Here is an 18,108-nt window from a genome sequence, read left to right on the forward strand (position 1 = left end):
ATGAAAACAGAATACGGAGAAATTCGGATATTTCCAACAAGAGACATAGATGCGCGTATTGCCGCAGTTGAGGCATTTGAGAACATGGCCGAACGGTATCCGATACAGGGAGCTGAACATATTGTCGGTCAGATCCTCCAAAGCCTGATCGGACTCGATCCGGACGGGGCAATCACGGTATATAATACAGCCACAAACCGTATCCTTTAATTACTTCTTCAATACTGTCTGATATCCCTCACAGCCGTTATTGAGCCATTGTGCGACCCGGGTCACAGTGGTTGTAGATACTCCCAATTTTTCCGATATCTCCAGACATGGCAGCTTTCCTTTCTTCAGCAGCCGAGCAATCTCGAGACGCTTGCTGAACTCTCTGATTTCTGCCGGCGTCATAAGGTCCCTAAGATAATTCAGAACATCCTGACGGTTCTGCAATTTCAGAAATGATTCAGCTAATTGTTTTTGTAAATGATCCTCCGGTTTGTATTTCATAGTCATAGTATAAATCAAATGCTGAATAAGTTACGAAAGATATGGCACTCATAGGGAACTAACATCTATGAGTAAATGGGGAGGAGATCAGCTTCGAGTAATTAGGAGTTATGACTGGCAGTACAATAGAGATCTTATGAAAAAGATACGATCTCTATCAGACTACAATCAGTCAGATGTAGCACAAATCAGAAACGATGTTCTGACATTTGCAGAGAAGTACGGGATACAAGCTGCAGTTGATGCATATGGGATATCACGAAGGACATTGTTTCGATGGAGGAAGAGACGGCGAGATTCAGAAGGGCAGTTGGATAGCCTGATACCAGAGACAACCAAGCCAAAGACACCCCGACGTATGGAGACTCACCCGAAGGTCATATCCTTTATCAAAGAGATTCGAGAACAATACTTTTGTTTGGGAAAGGAGAAGATCAAGCCCTTACTTGATGAGTATTGCCTACAGGAAGGAATTTCAACTATATCTGAGTCAACCATTGGAAAAGTGATCAAAAGACACAACCTGCAGCGCAAGACCTACCGGATCTATCACAATCCAGCAAGTGGCTTTGCAAAACGGAAAGTAAAGTACCGACAGAAGGTCAAGCGGTCTCCCAAGGTGGAAGATACCGGATACATTGAGATTGATACCATCACGAAGTTTGTACACGGAATCAAGCTGTATGTCTTCAATGCAGTGGACATCAAACTCAAATTCCAGTTCTCCTACGGATACTCAAAACTCAACAGCCGAAACGGTGCTGATTTTATGAGAAGACTGGAACTAGTATACCCAATACAAGATGGTATAAAAACCATACAAACAGATAACGGCCTCGAGTATCTGGGAAACTTCCATGACTATCTGGAAGAAAACAATATCCCACACCTCTTTATCTACCCCAGATGTCCCAAGATCAATGCCTTTATTGAGCGAGCAAACAGAACACTCCAGGAAGAATTTATGAACCCCTACATCTATACCAAGTGGACCGGTATCGGATCATTCAATCGTCACCTTATTGAATACCTCGTCTGGTACAATACAAAGCGAGTTCACAAAAGCCTGAACAATATTTCACCTATGGATTACCTATTATCTATTTTACCTAAAGAGTGCCATATGTATGGAACTCATACAACAAGTATATTTTATCATGTTAACATATTAATATGCAATTCATTGAAAATTCTTTAGTCACAATTCATCATACCTCGCTGAGGCGGGGTTGATCGTTTGTGCTTTAAGAACTTTAGAAACCCCGCTTCCCGCGGGGTTTTTTTATGGCAATTTTTTACAACTATGTTACAAGAACAATACTCAAACAGTGTCAGTAATACAGAACTGAGTGAATTTCAGAGTAATCCTGACTTTCCTGCTTTCTACTCTGACAAGATATTAACAAGGCTCTAGACTAGCACATTAACAATTTGTAATAGTTCATTGTAAAGGATCGATGGGGATTTGCTCCATCTCCATTCACACTCTTTCAAGTGTAATGGAAAGTTTTTCTTTACACCATTGAACTTAACGAGACGTCTTTTACAAAAGGACCAGAATGACTCTATGCCATTGATATGGACCCCTTTTGTATTTGAGAACTCATTTTTCTTGTGATTGATTCTCAAATGTTTGTCATACCCGACATCAACAAGTCCGTTGTATCCGCTCCACGAATCTGAATATACAGTACTGTTCAAGTCAATCTTTCCCTTCATAACAGCATGTAGCGTTCTTCTTTTACAGTTTGGAATGATACGAGTAAATACACGTCCTTGACGCTCATATATCCCAAATACTACCTGCTTAAATGACGTCCCACGACCTCTTTTACTTGACTTGCCTCTCATCCTTCGAGGTCCAAAGTATGATTCATCAATTTCTATCTCACCACCAACATATCGTTGCATCTGGTGCACTTGGTGATGATATATGAGTTGACGAATATTATTGTAATATTTGTTGACTGTATTGCGGTTGAGACCCAAAATACCAGAGGTCTGTGTAGCACTCAGATCGTGTGCAAAACACCATAGTATCTTTTTTCTCTTGTATTTTGATATCGGCCTATTGTTACAAACCATACCTCTAGTTTAGCACTACTCTGCTAGTCTAGAGCCTTAACAATTCCTCCAAACGGCAATATGCTTATTGAGGATATTCCCGGTTTACCAATTATGGATGGTAGTTACCAGCAATTAGCAGTATTAAATAATCGTGAACTTACCGTTTTTAAGGCAGCTGACTTGACAAGAGAGCTTGCAGCTCGTCTCGATCAGATCCCTAAAACAGCTGCTTTTATTTTTCCGGGGAATGGTTCACGGATCATACAAGATATTATGCAACTCTCCTATCCTGAGATTTTGCAGGATAGATTATGTATGGCAGTTAAAACAAAACGCACTCTTGAAGACGGTATTTGGTCAGTATCTGTAGAAGTACCTGAATTGAGTGAGGAACTAAAACGGTGTACTGATTGGATAATTGTTGATGATGTTGTCCTCAGCGGACAAACAGCCAGAACAATACAGCAGGAAATAATTACCAATACAGGAAGAGATAATGATTCTTGGACAGTGGCATCATGGCTTTCACTTGATCCGAAGCGTCGCAAGAAGATGACAAAAACAAAAAGTCCTTCATCAGTTGAAGGGTTTGATGCCGTTTCCGCCGTATATACATATAAAGGCGGAAACGGCATTCCTCCCTGCAATAGTCTCTCTACCCTTCTTTTTGCCGATGAGAAAGGCCAGGCAGTGCGTGACAAACTGAAGTCTACCTACTTTCCGGAGGGCTTTGACCAGTTTTTACAGAAGCTAACCTATGGAACGGCTTAATAACGGATACACAGAAATGGGAGAAAAGCTGAAACAGGCAAAAGGCATCATCTTTTCCGATGTTGATGGTGTCTGGCTTGATGAGACAAAAAACTTTGCCTTTCCCGACAATAACAGTCTTGAAGCGATTTTAAGGGCACAATCACAAGACTATGTTTTCGTTTTAAATTCAGATACAGGCGGAGAAAGTTTACTGCAGCTTTCACGGGAAATGGGTATCACATCCGATCTTTGCATCGCGGAAAACGGCAGTTATATCCAAACAGAAAATGATGTTTGGATGATTCAGGAACCTGATCCGAGAACATTTATGTCCGGACTGAGGATACGGTTTGCAGAGATACTTTCTTCATCTGGAACTGTTTGGCAAGGAGATGCCACAAGAGCCGTTAGAAAACGGGAATTGAAAAACGACTCTCCCCTTTTCTTGGTAAATACATCAAGACAATGCAGTGTCGGAATTTACGCACGACAAGCCGGGATGACTATTGACAGGGATCTAACAGAAAGTGTTTATCAGACTGTGACAAAAGTATGCTCCGATGTGCAAGGTGTCGAAATCTCTCAGTATCCTGAAATAGGCAGCTGTTTGGTCAGGACAACAAACAGACCGTCAAAGGCGGATGCCGTCTCCCGACTGTTGGAGCTCTCCGGATTTGGCGGACCGTGCTTTATGATCGGAGACAGCATGGCTGATGCTATGAGAAGTCTCGATAAAAGAGTTATCACCTGTGCCGTTGGGAATGCATCACCGGAATTGAAAACAAATGCAGATGTTATTAATGAAACGGCAGTTTTGGACAGAAGTACAGCAGAAATTATCAATTCTATTATTAGTTCATAAACTTATGCGACAGCAACACATTCTTATAACAAAAGGCCAGATAAATAAATATGTCCTATTACCCGGCGATCCGAAACGGATTTCAGCTTTTAAGCCATTTCTTAAAAACACAAAAATAATTTCCGAAAACCGGGAGTTTGTCCTGATGAACGGGGTATACAATACAGTCCCGATATCGGTTTTATCGACCGGGATCGGGTGTCCGTCGACTGCAATTGCCGTGGAGGAAGCAATCAATGCCGGGGCTCAGGTACTGATTCGGACCGGGACCTGCGGCGGTTCTTGGCGTGGAGACATTAAAGCCGGATCACTCATTATTCCGACAGCAAGTGTGCGTGATGAAGGGACTACAAAAGAATACATTCTGCCGGAGTTTCCTGCCGTAGCTGATTTTGATGTAGTTTCAGCATTGAGAAAAGCGGCGAGAGATAACAATATCCCTTCTTTTGTCGGAATCAACCGCACCCATGACTCGTTTTACGGGGCTTCAGAAAGTATTAAAAAATGGGGTTCGTATTTTTCTGACCCTCGTTTTAGAACAAATGAAACTCCGATTCTCAGCTCGGAAATGGAGGCTTCTGCCCTTTTTGTGATCGCGAGTCTCAGAGGAGTAAAAGCCGGAGCGATACTGGCTGTAGATGCATCACCTGAACCTTTGAAAGATCGACTTAAGGGTACGAAGCTGGCCGTAAAAACATATGACAATGAAACAATTCGAGACAAAACAGTAAGCACAATGATCAGGACGGCGCTAAATGCTGTAACAATTATGGAAGCTACACCCGTTTTGACTTGATATAAATAAAGGTCGAAATGAGAAGAAATATACCCAGACCGTAGGGAGAAAGGAACAGTGAAAAAAATAATCCCAGAATGGCAATCATGAAGTATCCTTCATATGTCACACTGCTTTTTAGTGAGCGGGTAATGAGAAGATATACAAATAACGCAACAAGCGACCCGAATTTGAACGGTGCAAGAGGTATGGAAAAAATATAACTCACGACCAATAATACGCCGAAAATAAATGTGGCGACATCCTTCTCATCGAAAAAGAATCTATCCAGTCGGAAAATCATACTTGATTTGTCAACTTACTAACTCGAGCAAAAACCACCATCCTTTACCAAAAATATAATACTGATCGATAAAGTATGCAATCAGAAATGCCAGGAAACCGGTCACCAGAACAAATAAAATTTTACTTTTCAAATGGCGCGGCATCGGGACTCTCATACTTTATTATATGGATAAAAAAAATAAATCACAATGACAATAAAAATAGTACAGCTGTACAAAAACATGACATACATGCTACAATGAACATATGGATAAACCTTTAGCAGATCGTCTAAGACCGCACCAGTTGAAGGAATATATCGGCCAGGAACACCTTCTCGGAGAGGGTAAACCTCTTCGTCGTATGATTGAAAATAAAAAAATATCTTCAATGATCTTATGGGGTCCTCCCGGCTGCGGGAAGACAACCATTGCCCGACTTCTGGCCCAATCAGTTGATGCCGTATTTATCCCCTTCTCGGCTGTTACAAGCGGTGTCAAAGAAGTACGGGAAGTCATAGCCGATGCCAGACAACGGAAAGAATTTTTCAAACAGGACACGATTCTGTTTGTCGATGAGATTCACCGTTTCAACAAAGGCCAACAGGATGCATTTCTCCCTGCAGTTGAAGACGGTACGATCACTCTTATCGGCGCCACAACGGAAAATCCCGGATTCGAGGTAAATGCACCGCTGATATCCCGCGCACATGTCTACGTTCTCAAACAACTCACTGATGATGATATGCGAAAGATTCTGAAACGGGCTGTCAAAGAATTTCCGCAAAACAAATTTGAAAAGAAAGCACTGGAGCATATCATAACTTTCGCAAACGGAGATGCCAGATCTGCAATGAACGCGCTGGAACTGGCCGCCTCAATCGCGCAGCGTGTCAATCTTGAAGTCGCAGAAGAAGCTCTCCAGCAGAAGTCACTGTATTACGACAAAAAGGGTGATTTTCACTATGATACGATTTCGGCTTTTATCAAAAGCATGCGCGGCAGCAAACCTGACGCCGCGCTTCATTACCTCGCGCGTATGCTAAAGGCCGGAGAAGATCCGATGTTCATCGCCCGCCGCATGGTCATCTTTGCCGCAGAAGACATCTCAAACGCCCAGCCGACAGCTCTTGTAGTCGCAACTTCCACAATGCAGGCCGTACATATGGTCGGGTTGCCCGAAGCTCAAATCATACTTGCTCAGTGTGCGACATATCTAGCAACAGCAAAAAAATCCATTGCTTCTTATGCCGGACTGATGGAGGCCATGCATGATATTGAAACAATCAAACTCGATCCTGTCCCGATGCATCTCCGGAATCCTTCAAACAAAGTTATGAAGCAGGAGGGATACGGAAAGGGTCATGTGAGATATCCGTGGATGGAAGAACGTGAAGGAAAGAAAGTGGATCAGGAATATCTGCCGGCAAACCTAAAAGGAAAGAAATACTACAAACCGGATTGGAAGTAATGAAATTAATAAAAGAGTGAAGATATCATTTTTTCGCGACTTGGGAGGTACGCAGGAGGCTCCATAACGAGCACGCCCACAGAGCTTAAAAAATGATATCGAACGGATTTGAAGGAGTGCCAAAACAAGTCCAGCATGACATTATTTCTCTGACAATCTTCCCTAATACATTTCTCGTTATGAGCAAACGAAATGTTACACTGCACCGAATTTCTCTTTTACTGTCACAGCATTTTTATCCCTCTCCGAAATAATCATATCTTCTCTCGGGATCGGCCATTCAATCGCAAGCTCCGGATCAAAGAGAGACACGGCAACATCTCCCAAAGGATCTCTTTCACTATACAGTTTGTCAACGAAGTAAATGTAATCAAGCGGCCCTTCCAACACTACAACCGAATTCCCCAAACCCTTCGGAACAAAAAGACCTCCGTGAAGGCTCTCTTCATCAAAACCCAGAATAAATGTTTCCACCTTCTTAAATGTCGGTGATTCCGTCCGAAGATCCACAACGGCACAGAATGCTTTGCCTGAGGCAAGAAAAATGCATTTGTTCCAGTCCTCTGCATGAATACCCCGCACTACATTCTTTTCGGATCTGGCATGGTTTATTTGCTTTATTGAAAAGTCCGTCCCGGTAACTTTCTGGATAGACGGAACGTGTGCTACCTCGGAGAAAAAACCACGGTCATCACCCAGGAGCTTTCTGTCAATATACAGAAGACCTTCAATTCCGGTTTTATAAATGGAATCTTCAATAAGTATTGCATTGTCAAGTGAAAAAGTAGTATTCATATGTACAGATTATAACTGAAAACCACGACAAGAGCCATTAGGGAAGGTCTTTGTGTTCATTGAAGTATTCCCTGGCATCCCGTTCATCCTGCTGCATCTGAGAAATAAGAGCCTCCTGCGAATCAAATTTCAGGTTTTCCCGGAGTTTTTTCATAACGGTGACATCAACGTTCATTTCATAAATATCCTGGTCAAAATCAAGAATATATACCTCAGCTTTTTTGTCATTTTCTCCGAATGTCAACGGTCTCCCTACAAAAACAAGTGCAGGATATGATCTGTCAGTGATTTGAGCATAACCGACATAAATACCTTCTGGAGTTGACGGATCGACATGAATATTTGCCGTCGGATATCCGAGATCTTTACCCCGGCCGAGGTGGCGAAATACTGTACCTGAGAATGAGAATAAAGAAGTCATAATGTCTGGAGCGGATTTATCAAGTGTACCAACGACTAACGTCTATAAACCAACAGTCTCTTTTGGTGGCTGGGGAGAGAGTCGAACTCTCGACCTATCGCTTACCTGCCCGCCGAACTGTGGCTAAGGGGAGAATCGAACTCCCGACCTAACGCTTATGAAACGTTCGCTCTAACCACTGAGCTACTTAGCCTTTCTCAGGCAGGCGCGGTGAAACGATCGCTCTAACCACTGAGCTACCCAGCCATGCTTCCCATCGACCATCTCGAACTTGTAGATTATAATATATTCTATGACTGTAAACAAGCCGACTGAAAGGGAGATAGAGCTTTCTATCATCATCCTTTCATACAATACTGAAGCTCTGACACGGCAGACAATCGAATCAATTTATGAATCGACGGAACTTGATACAAACAGCTTCGAAATAATTGTGCTCGACAACGCTTCAACCGATAATTCGTTACAAATGCTCCGGAAACTTGAAAAAAACCATCCTAACCTCCATGTCATAGAAAGTAAAGAAAATACCGGTTTTTCAAAAGGAAATAACATAGCGTCAAAGCAAGCTAAAGGCACATATTTTCTGTTTCTCAACTCAGATGTCATCGTTCAGGAAAAAGGAATTGATAACCTCCTGAATTACCTCAAAGATCATGACAAAACTGCCCAATTTGCCGGCGGAAAGCTGCTCAATAAGGATATATCAGATCAGGCTTCTTGCGGTCCGTTTTATACCCTTCCGGTTGTTTTCGGTGCACTGTTTTTACGGGGAGATTACTGGGGTTTGACTCGGTATTCGCCTGATGAGGTCAAACGGGTTGATTGGGTATCGGGAGCCTGTCTGTTGACGAAAAAAGAGTATTTTGAACAAGTCGGAGGATTTGACGAAGGAATATTCATGTATATGGAGGAAATAGACTTGTTGTATCGATCTAATAAGCTGGGCTATCAGACGTTTTTCGTGCCTCAAGCCCGGTTTATTCATCTCGGCTCTGCCTCAAGCGGCGGCAAAACGTACCCGATATTACAGGTGTATAGAGGCTTTTTATACTTCTATAAAAAGCACTACGGTCCCGCTTCTGTTACAGTTCTCAAAGGTATGTTACAATTGAAAGCACGGATAGCTATGATTCTCGGTAAACTCACCGGAAAGAACTATCTTATAGAAACTTATGGAAAAGCTCAAGAAATCGCTTCAATGGCTTGACAAGCATCTGCTTAAAATTCTTGTCATTGGATTTATTTTTATAATACCGCTATATCCGAAACTTCCCCTTCGGATGATCAACTATACCTTTGTCGCCATTCGTCTCGAAGATATTTATGTGGCATTGATGGGACTGGCATTTCTTATCCAGTTTTTCCGGAAGAAAGTAACGGTCCCTTGGAAAATGTTCTGGCTGTTTGTTGTTTTCTGGGTAGCACTTTTTGCATCGTTTATCTGGGGTTATTACGTACAAAAAACGGTGATAATTGATCATTTAGGTTTTCTTCACAGCATAAGACGGATTGAGTACATGCTTATCTTCTTTGTAGCATATACGACAATCCGGTCAAAGAAGGACTTTTTCCTGTATATGAAGCTCATATTTATTACGCTTGCGATCGTATCCGTGTACGGATACGGTCAAAAATTCCTGGGTTGGCCGGCTGTGCAGACCATGAACCCTGAATATGCAAAAGGATACCTCCTTGTCCTGGACTCATGGTCAAGAGTTTCATCAACGTTTGCCGGACATTATGATCTTGCAGCCTACCTCATTTTACTTATGCCGATCGTTATCGGTTTCTATCTTCACAGCGGTAAAAAAATGTACTTAGGACTCTTTTTGCTTGCTCTGGGAATACTTGTACTCACTGCCTCCAGAGCATCGTATATAGCCTATCTCGGAGCAATTACAATGTACCTTATATATGTCCGACGATTTAAAATACTCGTTTTTGTGCTTATAGCTACGGCGGTATTCACGCCTTTGTCGGACAATCTTTCCAACCGTCTTACGCGGACTTTCCAGCAATCAAAAGTATTTGTAGACAGTGAAACCGGCGAAACTTTTGTCGCAAGACAGCTGCAACCTGATGATTTGCCGCCGGGTGATTTCGGTGCAAAACCGAATACCATCCCCGCAATCACGACAGGTAAAGGGTCTACAACTCTCAAGCCTGAAGAAGAGCTGGCAGCTAAGAAACAAATCCGTGATGCACTGATAGAAGAGGCTAATCAGCAGGGAAAACAATACTCTCCTGAGGAAATCAACGCAGCCGTGGACAGTATTTTTTCCAGACAAATACCGATTACAAAGTATCTGCCTGATATCTCAATCTCCACACGTCTGCAGGTCTCATGGCCGCGTGCATTTGCGGCATTCATGAGGAACATCTGGCTCGGAAGCGGTCCGTCATCCCTCGGAGAAGCAACTGACGGAGACTATCTGCGTTGGCTTGGGGAGATGGGTCTTATCGGTACATCAGTGCTCCTTGCAATATTCGGAACTATCGGTTGGTATGTTTTTCAGGCTGCCCGGCACATGACCAGCAAAAACTCTTATCTTTTTCATGCTTTTGTGGCTGCTTTTATCGGAGTTTTTGTGAATGCATCCTATATCGATATTTTTGAAGCATCAAAATTGGCCTATACTTTCTGGCTCGTTGCGGGGATATTTTATGCATCCGTTCCGTTATTCCTGAAACGGTCAGTTCAACCCGAAAAACTGAAGATTTAATGAATTTGCTATGAAAAAAAAGGATTTTATCATTCTCTCAATCATTCTTGTTGTAGCTCTTGCTCTGCGTCTTTATAAGATTGATACTCCCCTTGCCGATCTGCATTCATGGCGTCAGGTTGACACCGCTGCAGTCGCCCGCAATTTTGCCAGGGACGGGATCAATATGCTGAAACCGACCTACGATGATATCTCAAGTATACAGACAGGGCATGAAAACCCTGAAGGTCTCCGTATGGTCGAATTTCCAATCTATAATGCATTATTTGCGGCAATGTACCGGTATCTGCCGATTACAAGCCTTGAGATATACGGGAGACTGACATCAATATTCTTTTCTCTTATAACCATTGCAGTTCTGTATTATTTTGCGTTGAAGGAAAAAAATAGGACTGCAGCGATAGCTACAGCTGTAATTTTTTCCGTATTCCCGTATTTTGTATTCTTTTCTCGTGTTATTCTTCCCGAAACGACTGCTGTTTCATTTATGATGCTGGCACTCTTTTTCCTGTATCATGCCGTAAAGAAAAAAGGTCATGCAATCTTCCTTTTTACCCTCGGAGGTGTATTTTTTGCCATGTCTATACTTACCAAACCAACGACGATTTTTTACGGACTTGCTGCTGCATATCTGTTTATTGATGCTTATAAATTTGACGTATTTAAAAGTTGGAAACCGTATTTCTATTTTATTATTGCGCTCATCCCTTTTGTAGCCTGGCGCGTGTACATCACTCAGTACCCTGAAGGTATTCCTGCTAGTGCTTGGCTTCTCACGACGGTCAATACCTTTGAAGGTCCGAAAGAAATATTTTTCCGGCCGGCGTTTTTCCGCTGGATGTTCATGGAGAGAATCGGACTTGCAGTTCTCGGTATTTACGGTGTGGTCTTTTTTATTGTCGGAATCGTGGGAAAATACAAAAGATTATTTATCCACTCTGTTTTCTTTTCCGGAATGCTGTATCTTTTTACGTTTCAGGGAGGAAATGTACAGCATGAATATTATCAGACCATCCTGCTCCCAGCAGTCGCACTGGTATCAGGCGTTGGCCTTGCACAACTTCTTGAGATGCCGGATAAATTTGTCCACAAGTTTATATTGTATCCGACACTTTTTACCGTTTTTGCCTTTTCCGTATTGTTTTCCTATTACAAAGTAAAAGATTATTATGTGTACCCCAATGATCTTCCCCGTATAGCCGAACTTATCAAAATTTTCACTGAACAAGACGATAAAATCGTCACTGACCGCAGCGGTGACACTACTCTTCTCTACCTCGCGGATCGCAAAGGCGCTCCGGCAATCTATAAATCACCGTCAGAATTAAAAGGCGCCGGATATAAATATCTTGTTACGACAAATGAAGGGGAAGCACAAAAACTTAAAGACGAAGGATACAGTGTGGTCGTAGAAAACGAGATGTTTACTATGATTGCGCTTTAATAATTTCGATACTCCCACCATGAAAATATTGATGCTGACACCGTATCTTCCGTATCCTCCGGCGTCCGGCGGACAAATCAGAACCCTATATCTTCTTAAGTATCTCGCTCAAAATCATTCCATAACACTTGTCTCCCTGTACAAAGATGAGAATGAAAAGAAGTATGCAAAACATCTCAAGTCCTACTGTACTGAAATTCATTTGTGCAAAAGGCCAAAAAAACCCTGGCAGCCGAGCAATATCCTGAAAGCGGTTTTTTCCAATCTGCCGTTTCTTATTGTCCGAAACTATTCTCAGGAAGCGGTACAAAAAATTCAGGAACTGTTGGAAAACAATACCTTTGACGTGATTCATGCTGAGACCTTTTACATCATGCCTCACATCCCGAAAACCGATGTCCCGATTATTCTGGTAGAACAGACGATCGAATACAAAGTCTATCAACATTACATTGCATCACTCCCCAAGCTCCTGCGTTTCCCTCTCAATCTTGACATCCTCAAACTAAAGTGCTGGGAAAAGCATTACTGGGAAAAAGCCGATCTGGTAGCTACGGTGTCTGAGTTTGATAAAAATGAAATCCAGCAAATACTTCCTTCTATTAAGCCCGTCATCATCCCCAACGGAGCAGGTGACGAAATGTTCGTTGACAAACTGCCGGAGAATGCAAGTAAGCATCCTCAGCTTCTATTCATGGGCAATTTTTTTTGGCTGCAGAATGTAGAAGCCGCACAATATCTGATATATCAGGTTTTTCCCGAACTCCACAAGAAACTTCCCAATCTCGAACTTATTATTGCGGGTCAAAACGTGGGCGAAAAAATCGTCACATCTCATAAAAAAATAAAAATAGTCAATCTTGACCCCGGTGATGAAAAAACGGTTAAAGACCTGTATCATTCGGCGACAGTGTTTATCGCCCCGATTTTCGGACCGGGAGGAACACGTCTCAAAATACTGGCAAGTATGGCAGCGGGTCTTCCCGTCATATCAACTCCCGTCGGTGTCGAAGGTCTGGGAGTTACGGACGGAGAGCATGTCATGATCGCACGGGACCCGCACGAATTTGTTATAAAAACGGTCGAGGTAATCAATAACCGGACGCTGTACCATGATATCCAATCAAAGGCATTCAAACATGCAAAACAGAATTTCAGCTGGAAAGCAATTGCTAAAAAGCTGGAAAAAGTTTATAAAGATGTCATAGACAAATCATAACAATCTATGAAAATCGGAATTGATATATCTCAAATTGTGTATAAAGGATCAGGTGTAAGCCGTTTCACGGATGGATTGGTCCACGCAATCCTGTCGTATGAAGAGACGCACCACTGGTCATTTTTCTTTTCATCCTTCAGGCAAAAACTTGATCAGGCATTGGTAGAACGCATCAAATCAAAAGGGTTTGATCTGTATACCTACCCTTATCCTCCCACGTTTCTTTCAACATTGTTCAATGACTGGCACGGGTTTTCCGGAATGATACTCAAGCATAATAAGCGGTTACAAAAACTGAACTGGTTCATCACTTCAGACTGGACGGAACCGCCCGTGCCGACAAAAAAAGCAACAATCGTCCATGATCTGGTTTTCAAAAAATTTCCGGAGACTGTCCATCCATCCATTCTCAACACTCAGGAAAAGAGGCTGGGTCATGTCGTCCGGGAATGTGACCTGATCTTTACTGATTCTCATTCCACGGCACAAGACCTTATCTCAGAATATGCCGTTGAAAAAAACAAAATTACAGTAAACTATCCCGGAGTTGAGACAAGCGAAAAAACGCTCGGAAACGCTGAAGATATTATTGAGAAGTACGGTATTCACAAACCATACATCCTTGCAGTCGGCAAACTGGAACCAAGAAAAAATATTGAAAGACTCATCAGAGCATTCGGCCAATCATCGACAACGGCACAACTTGTGATTGCCGGACCGAAAGGATGGGGGGAAACAGATGTGCAGCAGACCGAACACATTGTATTCCTAGGCTTTGTGCCTGATGAAGATCTGGCACTTCTGTATCACAATGCACTCTTTTTCGTGTATCCGTCACTTTACGAAGGCTTCGGGTATCCGATCATTGAAGCAATGAGATATCAGTGTCCGGTAGCTTCAAGCAGTTCTTCATCCATGGGCGAAATTGCAAAAGATGCAGCGTTTCTTTTTGATCCTGAGAATGTTCAGGAGATTACTGGAGCAATACAAACGTTATTTGACGACGAAAAACTTCGTGCCGCACTTATCAAAAAAGGGATGACCCGGGCTGAAAAATTTACGTGGAAAGAGTACTATAATACACTTATCAAACAGTTATCTTCTCACGTATGATTATCGGCGTTGACGGAAATGAAGCAAATGTCGAGCATAAAGTCGGTGTTTCCGTATATACTCTCGAGCTTTTGAAATACTTCGCGAAACATGCTGACAAAACGACACAATTTAAAATATTTCTTCGGAATGAACCGAATGATATGATGCCTGATGAAGGACCGTATTTTTCCTATGAGATTGTTCCAGGACAAATGCTGTGGTCACAGATATTTCTTCCTTACCATCTCCGTTTTAAAACAAGGATCGATATTTTTTTTGCTCCGGCACATTATTCACCCCGCTTTTTATCCGTTCCCTTGGTCTTGACAGTGCATGATCTTTCCTACTTCATGTACCCCAACGAATTTCTGAAAAAGGACTTGTACAAGCTGACGAACTGGACGAAATACTCGATAGACCATGCAAAAACGATAATCGCAGTTTCCAAGACGACCAAAAAGGATATTCTGAAATGGTATAAGCTGAAGGATCGAGATGTCCGAGTCATTTATAACGGATTCCGCAAACGTAAACAAAAGAAAACCGATGTTAATATCCTCAAAGAATATGAACTGCAAAAAAAGAAATATATCCTCTATGTCGGTACTTTGCAGCCGAGAAAAAATATTCAGACGTTGATTCAAGCGTATGCAGCATTCAGGAAGGATCATCCCGATTTTAAGCTTGTTTTAGCCGGCAAAAAAGGATGGCTGTTTGATGCGATCTTCCGGGAAGTGCAGTCTCACAATCTCGAAGAAGATGTAATATTTACCGGATATACCTCCGATGACGGACTGATCGATTTATACAATAATGCTTTCTGTTTCGTGCTTCCCTCTTTTTATGAAGGCTTCGGGATTCCGATTCTCGAGGCTATGAGCCACAATATTCCGGTCATAAGCTCACATGCATCCAGTCTCCCCGAAATCGGCAGTGAGGCGTGCTTATATTTTGACCCGCACAGTGCGGATGATCTTCATGAAAAACTTGATGAGATTTACAACGACAAAAATCTCTATCAAAACCTGATAACAGCGGGTAACGCAAGGGTCACGGAGTTTTCATGGAGTAAATGTGCAGAGGAGACACTCCAGGCTATTAAAAATACCATAGCTTCCGAACATGAAGTATAACATCATCCCGGACGATTTCGATCCGCAGCAATTTAATGAAGCGGCACATCATCCTCTTCAGTCCTGGCAGTGGGGCGAAGCGAGGAAAAGCACAGGGACATCAGTTGTCCGTATCGGCGGGTTTGAAGAAAACAAACTTGAAGAAGTGTTTACAATGTCCTGTCATCCGCTTCCGAAGCTGCCGTGGAAGGTCGGATATATACCCCGTTCTCCGCTTCCGGGAGAACAGCTGGTCCAGTTTTTGAAAGAATACGCAAAGCAAAACTCAATTTTTTTTATCAAATTTGAACCTGATGTATGTAAAAATGATGCGAACAAGCTCCCGTCTGATCTTACAAAAGCTCCGCATCCTCTTTTCCCGGCCTGGACTCAAAAACTTGACCTGACGAAATCTGAGGATGAGCTGATGAAGCAGCTGAAATCCAAAACCAGATATAATGTCAGGTACGCAGAGAAAAACGGAGTTACGGTAAGGGAAGACTCAACCGATGAAGGATTTGCGAAATTTTCCAAACTGTATTTTGATACCGTTGAAAGGCAAACATATTACGGACATAACCGTTCATATCACCAGAAGGTCTGGCAGGCCATGAAAAACGGAATCGCTCACATCCTGATTGCCGAATATCAGGGTGAGCCGCTTGCTGCATATGAACTGTTTTTCTTTGATCACAAACTCTATTATCCTTACGGGGGATCATCTGATAGACACCGCAACCTGATGGCATCAAACCTTCTGATGTGGGAGGCGATCCGTTTCGGAAAACGGATGGGAGCGACCGAGTTTGATATGTGGGGTTCCCTTGCTCCGGATTATGACAGAAGCAAATCGTGGGCTGGTTTTACCCGTTTTAAAGAAGGATACGGAACTGAATTTTATCAGTTCCAAGGGAGCTATGATTTAGTCGTAAACCCTGTCATATATCCTGCCTACACGGTTGTATATGCCATTCGGGACTTGATTCTGAAGCTCACATAACCCATAATGAAGATACCCTATCATGAAACGCTTCGTGCAAAAAAAATATATCATCATTGTCTTATTAATCCTTCTGTTCTTCTCCCTCTTACTAATAAGCAAGTCCGCATACGCATATTCGCTCAGCAACAACAAGGCACTTTGAACTTTTCTCTTCCGACTGATGAACCTGCCCCTTCATCCTCAATCGTCCAGTATACCGAATCACTTGAAAGCGGTGTCCGGCAGGTAGATTGGGTTTATGACAATATGGGCAGATGCTGGAATGCGTGGAGTGCACCGTCATGCGGTCTGCAGCAACATGAAGGAGGCGTCGTCATTCCCGCTATGCAGGATCTTGATCATGACGGAGATCCGGACATCTCATGTTCACAGGGGGGGACAGAGCAGGGCACAACGGTCACAAACACTTCAGACAAGCCGATCACCTTGAGTTGCGAACGATACGTATGTACAGCCTGTGCGACCGGTGACGGTATTCATGCACAGTGTGACGGCGGTACGGATCCCAATGCCGAACGTATTGTCGAATCGGTTACCCCACTCCGGGATGTACTGCGACCTGTACAATGAACGGAGTTTACGGAAGCTGTTTACCGGACCGTGCACCTACAGTACCGGCCGAACCTACTTAGACTCCAACGGAAGAACCTGATGAACCGACTTCTGCACCGTCACTTACCCTTGCACCCTCTGCCACACTCATGCCGACTGCAACAACCGCTCCCACATCTACAAATGCACCTTCAGCGACCACTGTCCCGACATCCCGGCCGACAACTGCTTTATCCCCGTCGCCTACCATTGCCGAATCGAGAGGGCTGCATTTGCCTGTTGCAATAGATTACAGCAGTTACAACGCTTCATACAATCAGTATCCGCCGACTTACCTGTATGCCATGATGAACCGTTCATACAATGCGCAGCAGACACAGAGAGGCATTCAGGGGCTGACCGGAATTCAGGGAAATGTCGTAAAAATGATCATGATTTCAGAGTACAGTGGTCTCGAACAAATTCTGACAAATCACGGCGAGGAGCTGAGAGCAGCCGGAGTCACGTGGGTAGGATACAATGCCGAGCGGGACGGCAGAACTCCTGAGTCTGAACTGCAGAATATCTTTTCTCCGAATGCTACAGTCAATGTAATAAACAGAATGGGAAGACTGACGGAACAGCACGGATTTAAGCTGATGCTCGGACCTGTCACGCCTATGTGGAATGAGTTCTTCAACCGTTCCGATAAAGACCGTGTAGCTGATGCTATGTTCGGTAATAATTGTTATCTTGACGGTGTCGCATTCCAGTAGCAAAAACAAATCAGCCGTACAAACAAAGCGGAACGGGCAGGCATCATTGCTGAGAGGACGTCTTTTTTCCGCGAACATGCCGAGGGATGTCAGAATTTTGAATCAATGGTGCAGATCATGTCTTCCTGGTGTCAGCAAAATGCTTCATGGGAAGAATGCAGAGGATATTATCATTTACTGAAGGATTTGGACGGGGCTTCAGAAGTCAATTCCATCGCGATCTGGGCAAGCGGTGATGAACGGAATGACCTCCCCGAATTCATTGAGTTTTTGCGGCAATAA

General features: G+C 43.1%; 22 protein-coding genes and 1 tRNA gene. 16 read left to right on the forward strand and 7 right to left on the reverse strand.

The features are described 5' to 3' along the window. Positions 1–210 (forward strand): hypothetical protein, encoded by a 210-nt coding sequence (locus IPM65_06675; protein ID QQS43791.1) that lies wholly within the window; start codon positions 1–3, stop codon positions 208–210. Here IPM65_06675 and IPM65_06680 read toward each other — a convergent pair whose 3' ends face one another. Next, complete coding sequence (locus tag IPM65_06680; GenBank protein QQS43792.1) at positions 211–492, reverse strand: helix-turn-helix domain-containing protein; 282 nt, start codon at positions 490–492, stop codon at positions 211–213. It lies immediately after the preceding gene. Positions 493–559: 67 nt separating this feature from the next. On the opposite strand from IPM65_06680, the gene IPM65_06685 reads away from it, so the two are divergent. Then, positions 560–1,690: a transposase gene (locus tag IPM65_06685; GenBank protein QQS43793.1), complete on the forward strand. Its 1,131-nt coding sequence runs from the start codon at positions 560–562 to the stop codon at positions 1,688–1,690. A 212-nt stretch (positions 1,691–1,902) separates the two neighbouring features. Here IPM65_06685 and IPM65_06690 read toward each other — a convergent pair whose 3' ends face one another. Beyond that, positions 1,903–2,577 (reverse strand): IS1595 family transposase, encoded by a 675-nt coding sequence (locus IPM65_06690; GenBank protein ID QQS43794.1) that lies wholly within the window; start codon positions 2,575–2,577, stop codon positions 1,903–1,905. A 60-nt stretch (positions 2,578–2,637) separates the two neighbouring features. Here IPM65_06690 and IPM65_06695 point away from each other — a divergent pair, with 60 nt between their 5' ends. The 3 genes from IPM65_06695 to IPM65_06705 are packed head-to-tail and all read left to right on the forward strand — an operon-like array spanning position 2,638 to position 4,970. After that, positions 2,638–3,330 carry a hypothetical protein gene (locus tag IPM65_06695; GenBank protein QQS43795.1) on the forward strand — a complete coding sequence of 231 codons (693 nt, stop codon included), beginning with the start codon at positions 2,638–2,640 and terminating at the stop codon, positions 3,328–3,330. Next, positions 3,317–4,174 carry an HAD hydrolase family protein gene (locus tag IPM65_06700; protein ID QQS43796.1) on the forward strand — a complete coding sequence of 286 codons (858 nt, stop codon included), beginning with the start codon at positions 3,317–3,319 and terminating at the stop codon, positions 4,172–4,174. Before IPM65_06695 ends, IPM65_06700 begins: the two co-directional genes overlap by 14 nt. Before the next feature lie 4 nt (positions 4,175–4,178). Next, entirely contained in the window at positions 4,179–4,970 is a 792-nt protein-coding gene (locus IPM65_06705; protein QQS43797.1) for a nucleoside phosphorylase, read from the forward strand. On the opposite strand, the gene IPM65_06710 is transcribed toward IPM65_06705, so the two are convergent. Beyond that, positions 4,951–5,253, reverse strand: a complete 303-nt coding sequence (locus IPM65_06710) for a hypothetical protein (protein QQS43798.1) — start codon at positions 5,251–5,253, stop codon at positions 4,951–4,953. The genes IPM65_06705 and IPM65_06710 overlap by 20 nt on opposite strands. Before the next feature lie 248 nt (positions 5,254–5,501). On the opposite strand from IPM65_06710, the gene IPM65_06715 reads away from it, so the two are divergent. Beyond that, entirely contained in the window at positions 5,502–6,704 is a 1,203-nt protein-coding gene (locus IPM65_06715; GenBank protein ID QQS43799.1) for a replication-associated recombination protein A, read from the forward strand. A 195-nt stretch (positions 6,705–6,899) separates the two neighbouring features. Here the strand turns inward: IPM65_06715 and IPM65_06720 are convergent, their stop codons facing one another. The 3 genes from IPM65_06720 to IPM65_06730 all read right to left on the reverse strand — a co-directional run bounded on the left by IPM65_06720 (position 6,900) and on the right by IPM65_06730 (position 8,113). Next, entirely contained in the window at positions 6,900–7,499 is a 600-nt protein-coding gene (locus IPM65_06720; protein QQS43800.1) for a dTDP-4-dehydrorhamnose 3,5-epimerase family protein, read from the reverse strand. A 37-nt stretch (positions 7,500–7,536) separates the two neighbouring features. Continuing rightward, positions 7,537–7,920: a riboflavin kinase gene (locus IPM65_06725; protein ID QQS43801.1), complete on the reverse strand. Its 384-nt coding sequence runs from the start codon at positions 7,918–7,920 to the stop codon at positions 7,537–7,539. Between the two features lie 120 nt (positions 7,921–8,040). Next, a tRNA-Met gene (locus IPM65_06730) sits at positions 8,041–8,113 on the reverse strand. A gap of 99 nt (positions 8,114–8,212) precedes the next feature. Between IPM65_06730 and IPM65_06735 the strand changes: the two genes are divergently transcribed. The 8 genes from IPM65_06735 to IPM65_06770 are packed head-to-tail and all read left to right on the forward strand — an operon-like array spanning position 8,213 to position 17,089. After that, a complete protein-coding gene (locus tag IPM65_06735) occupies positions 8,213–9,130 on the forward strand; it encodes a glycosyltransferase family 2 protein (GenBank protein ID QQS43802.1) in 918 nt (305 codons plus the stop codon). Beyond that, positions 9,096–10,646, forward strand: a complete 1,551-nt coding sequence (locus IPM65_06740; protein ID QQS43803.1) for an O-antigen ligase family protein — start codon at positions 9,096–9,098, stop codon at positions 10,644–10,646. The genes IPM65_06735 and IPM65_06740 overlap by 35 nt, the downstream gene beginning before the upstream one ends. Positions 10,647–10,656: 10 nt before the next feature. Continuing rightward, positions 10,657–12,090: a glycosyltransferase family 39 protein gene (locus tag IPM65_06745; GenBank protein ID QQS43804.1), complete on the forward strand. Its 1,434-nt coding sequence runs from the start codon at positions 10,657–10,659 to the stop codon at positions 12,088–12,090. A gap of 19 nt (positions 12,091–12,109) precedes the next feature. Beyond that, the gene (locus tag IPM65_06750) at positions 12,110–13,309 is read left to right on the forward strand and encodes a glycosyltransferase family 4 protein (protein QQS43805.1); all 1,200 of its coding nucleotides are present in this window, start codon (positions 12,110–12,112) and stop codon (positions 13,307–13,309) included. Between the two features lie 6 nt (positions 13,310–13,315). Further along, positions 13,316–14,422 (forward strand): glycosyltransferase family 4 protein, encoded by a 1,107-nt coding sequence (locus IPM65_06755; GenBank protein ID QQS43806.1) that lies wholly within the window; start codon positions 13,316–13,318, stop codon positions 14,420–14,422. Continuing rightward, a complete protein-coding gene (locus IPM65_06760; protein ID QQS43807.1) occupies positions 14,419–15,537 on the forward strand; it encodes a glycosyltransferase family 4 protein in 1,119 nt (372 codons plus the stop codon). The genes IPM65_06755 and IPM65_06760 overlap by 4 nt, the downstream gene beginning before the upstream one ends. Next, on the forward strand, positions 15,527–16,516 hold the full coding sequence (locus tag IPM65_06765) for a peptidoglycan bridge formation glycyltransferase FemA/FemB family protein (protein ID QQS43808.1): 990 nt from the start codon (positions 15,527–15,529) through the stop codon (positions 16,514–16,516). Before IPM65_06760 ends, IPM65_06765 begins: the two co-directional genes overlap by 11 nt. Positions 16,517–16,522: 6 nt before the next feature. After that, a complete protein-coding gene (locus tag IPM65_06770; protein QQS43809.1) occupies positions 16,523–17,089 on the forward strand; it encodes a hypothetical protein in 567 nt (188 codons plus the stop codon). Positions 17,090–17,147: 58 nt separating this feature from the next. Here the strand turns inward: IPM65_06770 and IPM65_06775 are convergent, their stop codons facing one another. Next, complete coding sequence (locus tag IPM65_06775; protein ID QQS43810.1) at positions 17,148–17,321, reverse strand: hypothetical protein; 174 nt, start codon at positions 17,319–17,321, stop codon at positions 17,148–17,150. Between the two features lie 22 nt (positions 17,322–17,343). On the opposite strand from IPM65_06775, the gene IPM65_06780 reads away from it, so the two are divergent. Together IPM65_06780 and IPM65_06785 are read left to right on the forward strand one after the other, a co-directional pair. Then, on the forward strand, positions 17,344–17,826 hold the full coding sequence (locus IPM65_06780) for a hypothetical protein (protein ID QQS43811.1): 483 nt from the start codon (positions 17,344–17,346) through the stop codon (positions 17,824–17,826). Positions 17,827–17,931: 105 nt separating this feature from the next. Beyond that, positions 17,932–18,108 (forward strand): hypothetical protein, encoded by a 177-nt coding sequence (locus IPM65_06785; GenBank protein QQS43812.1) that lies wholly within the window; start codon positions 17,932–17,934, stop codon positions 18,106–18,108.

The sequence above is a fragment of the Candidatus Roizmanbacteria bacterium genome (assembly GCA_016700135.1).
Taxonomy (GTDB): domain Bacteria; phylum Patescibacteriota; class Microgenomatia; order UBA1406; family GWC2-37-13; genus UBA1450.

What these genes read in the sequence shown, in the direction of transcription:
- IPM65_06675 (QQS43791.1), top strand. Translation starts at nt 1, where the DNA reads ATGAAAACAGAATACGGAGAAATTCGGATATTTCCAACAAGAGACATA.
- IPM65_06680 (QQS43792.1), bottom strand. Translation starts at nt 492, where the DNA reads ATGAAATACAAACCGGAGGATCATTTACAAAAACAATTAGCTGAATCA.
- IPM65_06685 (QQS43793.1), top strand. Translation starts at nt 560, where the DNA reads ATGAGTAAATGGGGAGGAGATCAGCTTCGAGTAATTAGGAGTTATGAC.
- IPM65_06690 (QQS43794.1), bottom strand. Translation starts at nt 2,577, where the DNA reads ATGGTTTGTAACAATAGGCCGATATCAAAATACAAGAGAAAAAAGATA.
- IPM65_06695 (QQS43795.1), top strand. Translation starts at nt 2,638, where the DNA reads ATGCTTATTGAGGATATTCCCGGTTTACCAATTATGGATGGTAGTTAC.
- IPM65_06700 (QQS43796.1), top strand. Translation starts at nt 3,317, where the DNA reads ATGGAACGGCTTAATAACGGATACACAGAAATGGGAGAAAAGCTGAAA.
- IPM65_06705 (QQS43797.1), top strand. Translation starts at nt 4,179, where the DNA reads ATGCGACAGCAACACATTCTTATAACAAAAGGCCAGATAAATAAATAT.
- IPM65_06710 (QQS43798.1), bottom strand. Translation starts at nt 5,253, where the DNA reads ATGATTTTCCGACTGGATAGATTCTTTTTCGATGAGAAGGATGTCGCC.
- IPM65_06715 (QQS43799.1), top strand. Translation starts at nt 5,502, where the DNA reads ATGGATAAACCTTTAGCAGATCGTCTAAGACCGCACCAGTTGAAGGAA.
- IPM65_06720 (QQS43800.1), bottom strand. Translation starts at nt 7,499, where the DNA reads ATGAATACTACTTTTTCACTTGACAATGCAATACTTATTGAAGATTCC.
- IPM65_06725 (QQS43801.1), bottom strand. Translation starts at nt 7,920, where the DNA reads ATGACTTCTTTATTCTCATTCTCAGGTACAGTATTTCGCCACCTCGGC.
- IPM65_06735 (QQS43802.1), top strand. Translation starts at nt 8,213, where the DNA reads ATGACTGTAAACAAGCCGACTGAAAGGGAGATAGAGCTTTCTATCATC.
- IPM65_06740 (QQS43803.1), top strand. Translation starts at nt 9,096, where the DNA reads ATGGAAAAGCTCAAGAAATCGCTTCAATGGCTTGACAAGCATCTGCTT.
- IPM65_06745 (QQS43804.1), top strand. Translation starts at nt 10,657, where the DNA reads ATGAAAAAAAAGGATTTTATCATTCTCTCAATCATTCTTGTTGTAGCT.
- IPM65_06750 (QQS43805.1), top strand. Translation starts at nt 12,110, where the DNA reads ATGAAAATATTGATGCTGACACCGTATCTTCCGTATCCTCCGGCGTCC.
- IPM65_06755 (QQS43806.1), top strand. Translation starts at nt 13,316, where the DNA reads ATGAAAATCGGAATTGATATATCTCAAATTGTGTATAAAGGATCAGGT.
- IPM65_06760 (QQS43807.1), top strand. Translation starts at nt 14,419, where the DNA reads ATGATTATCGGCGTTGACGGAAATGAAGCAAATGTCGAGCATAAAGTC.
- IPM65_06765 (QQS43808.1), top strand. Translation starts at nt 15,527, where the DNA reads ATGAAGTATAACATCATCCCGGACGATTTCGATCCGCAGCAATTTAAT.
- IPM65_06770 (QQS43809.1), top strand. Translation starts at nt 16,523, where the DNA reads ATGAAGATACCCTATCATGAAACGCTTCGTGCAAAAAAAATATATCAT.
- IPM65_06775 (QQS43810.1), bottom strand. Translation starts at nt 17,321, where the DNA reads ATGGTAGGCGACGGGGATAAAGCAGTTGTCGGCCGGGATGTCGGGACA.
- IPM65_06785 (QQS43812.1), top strand. Translation starts at nt 17,932, where the DNA reads ATGGTGCAGATCATGTCTTCCTGGTGTCAGCAAAATGCTTCATGGGAA.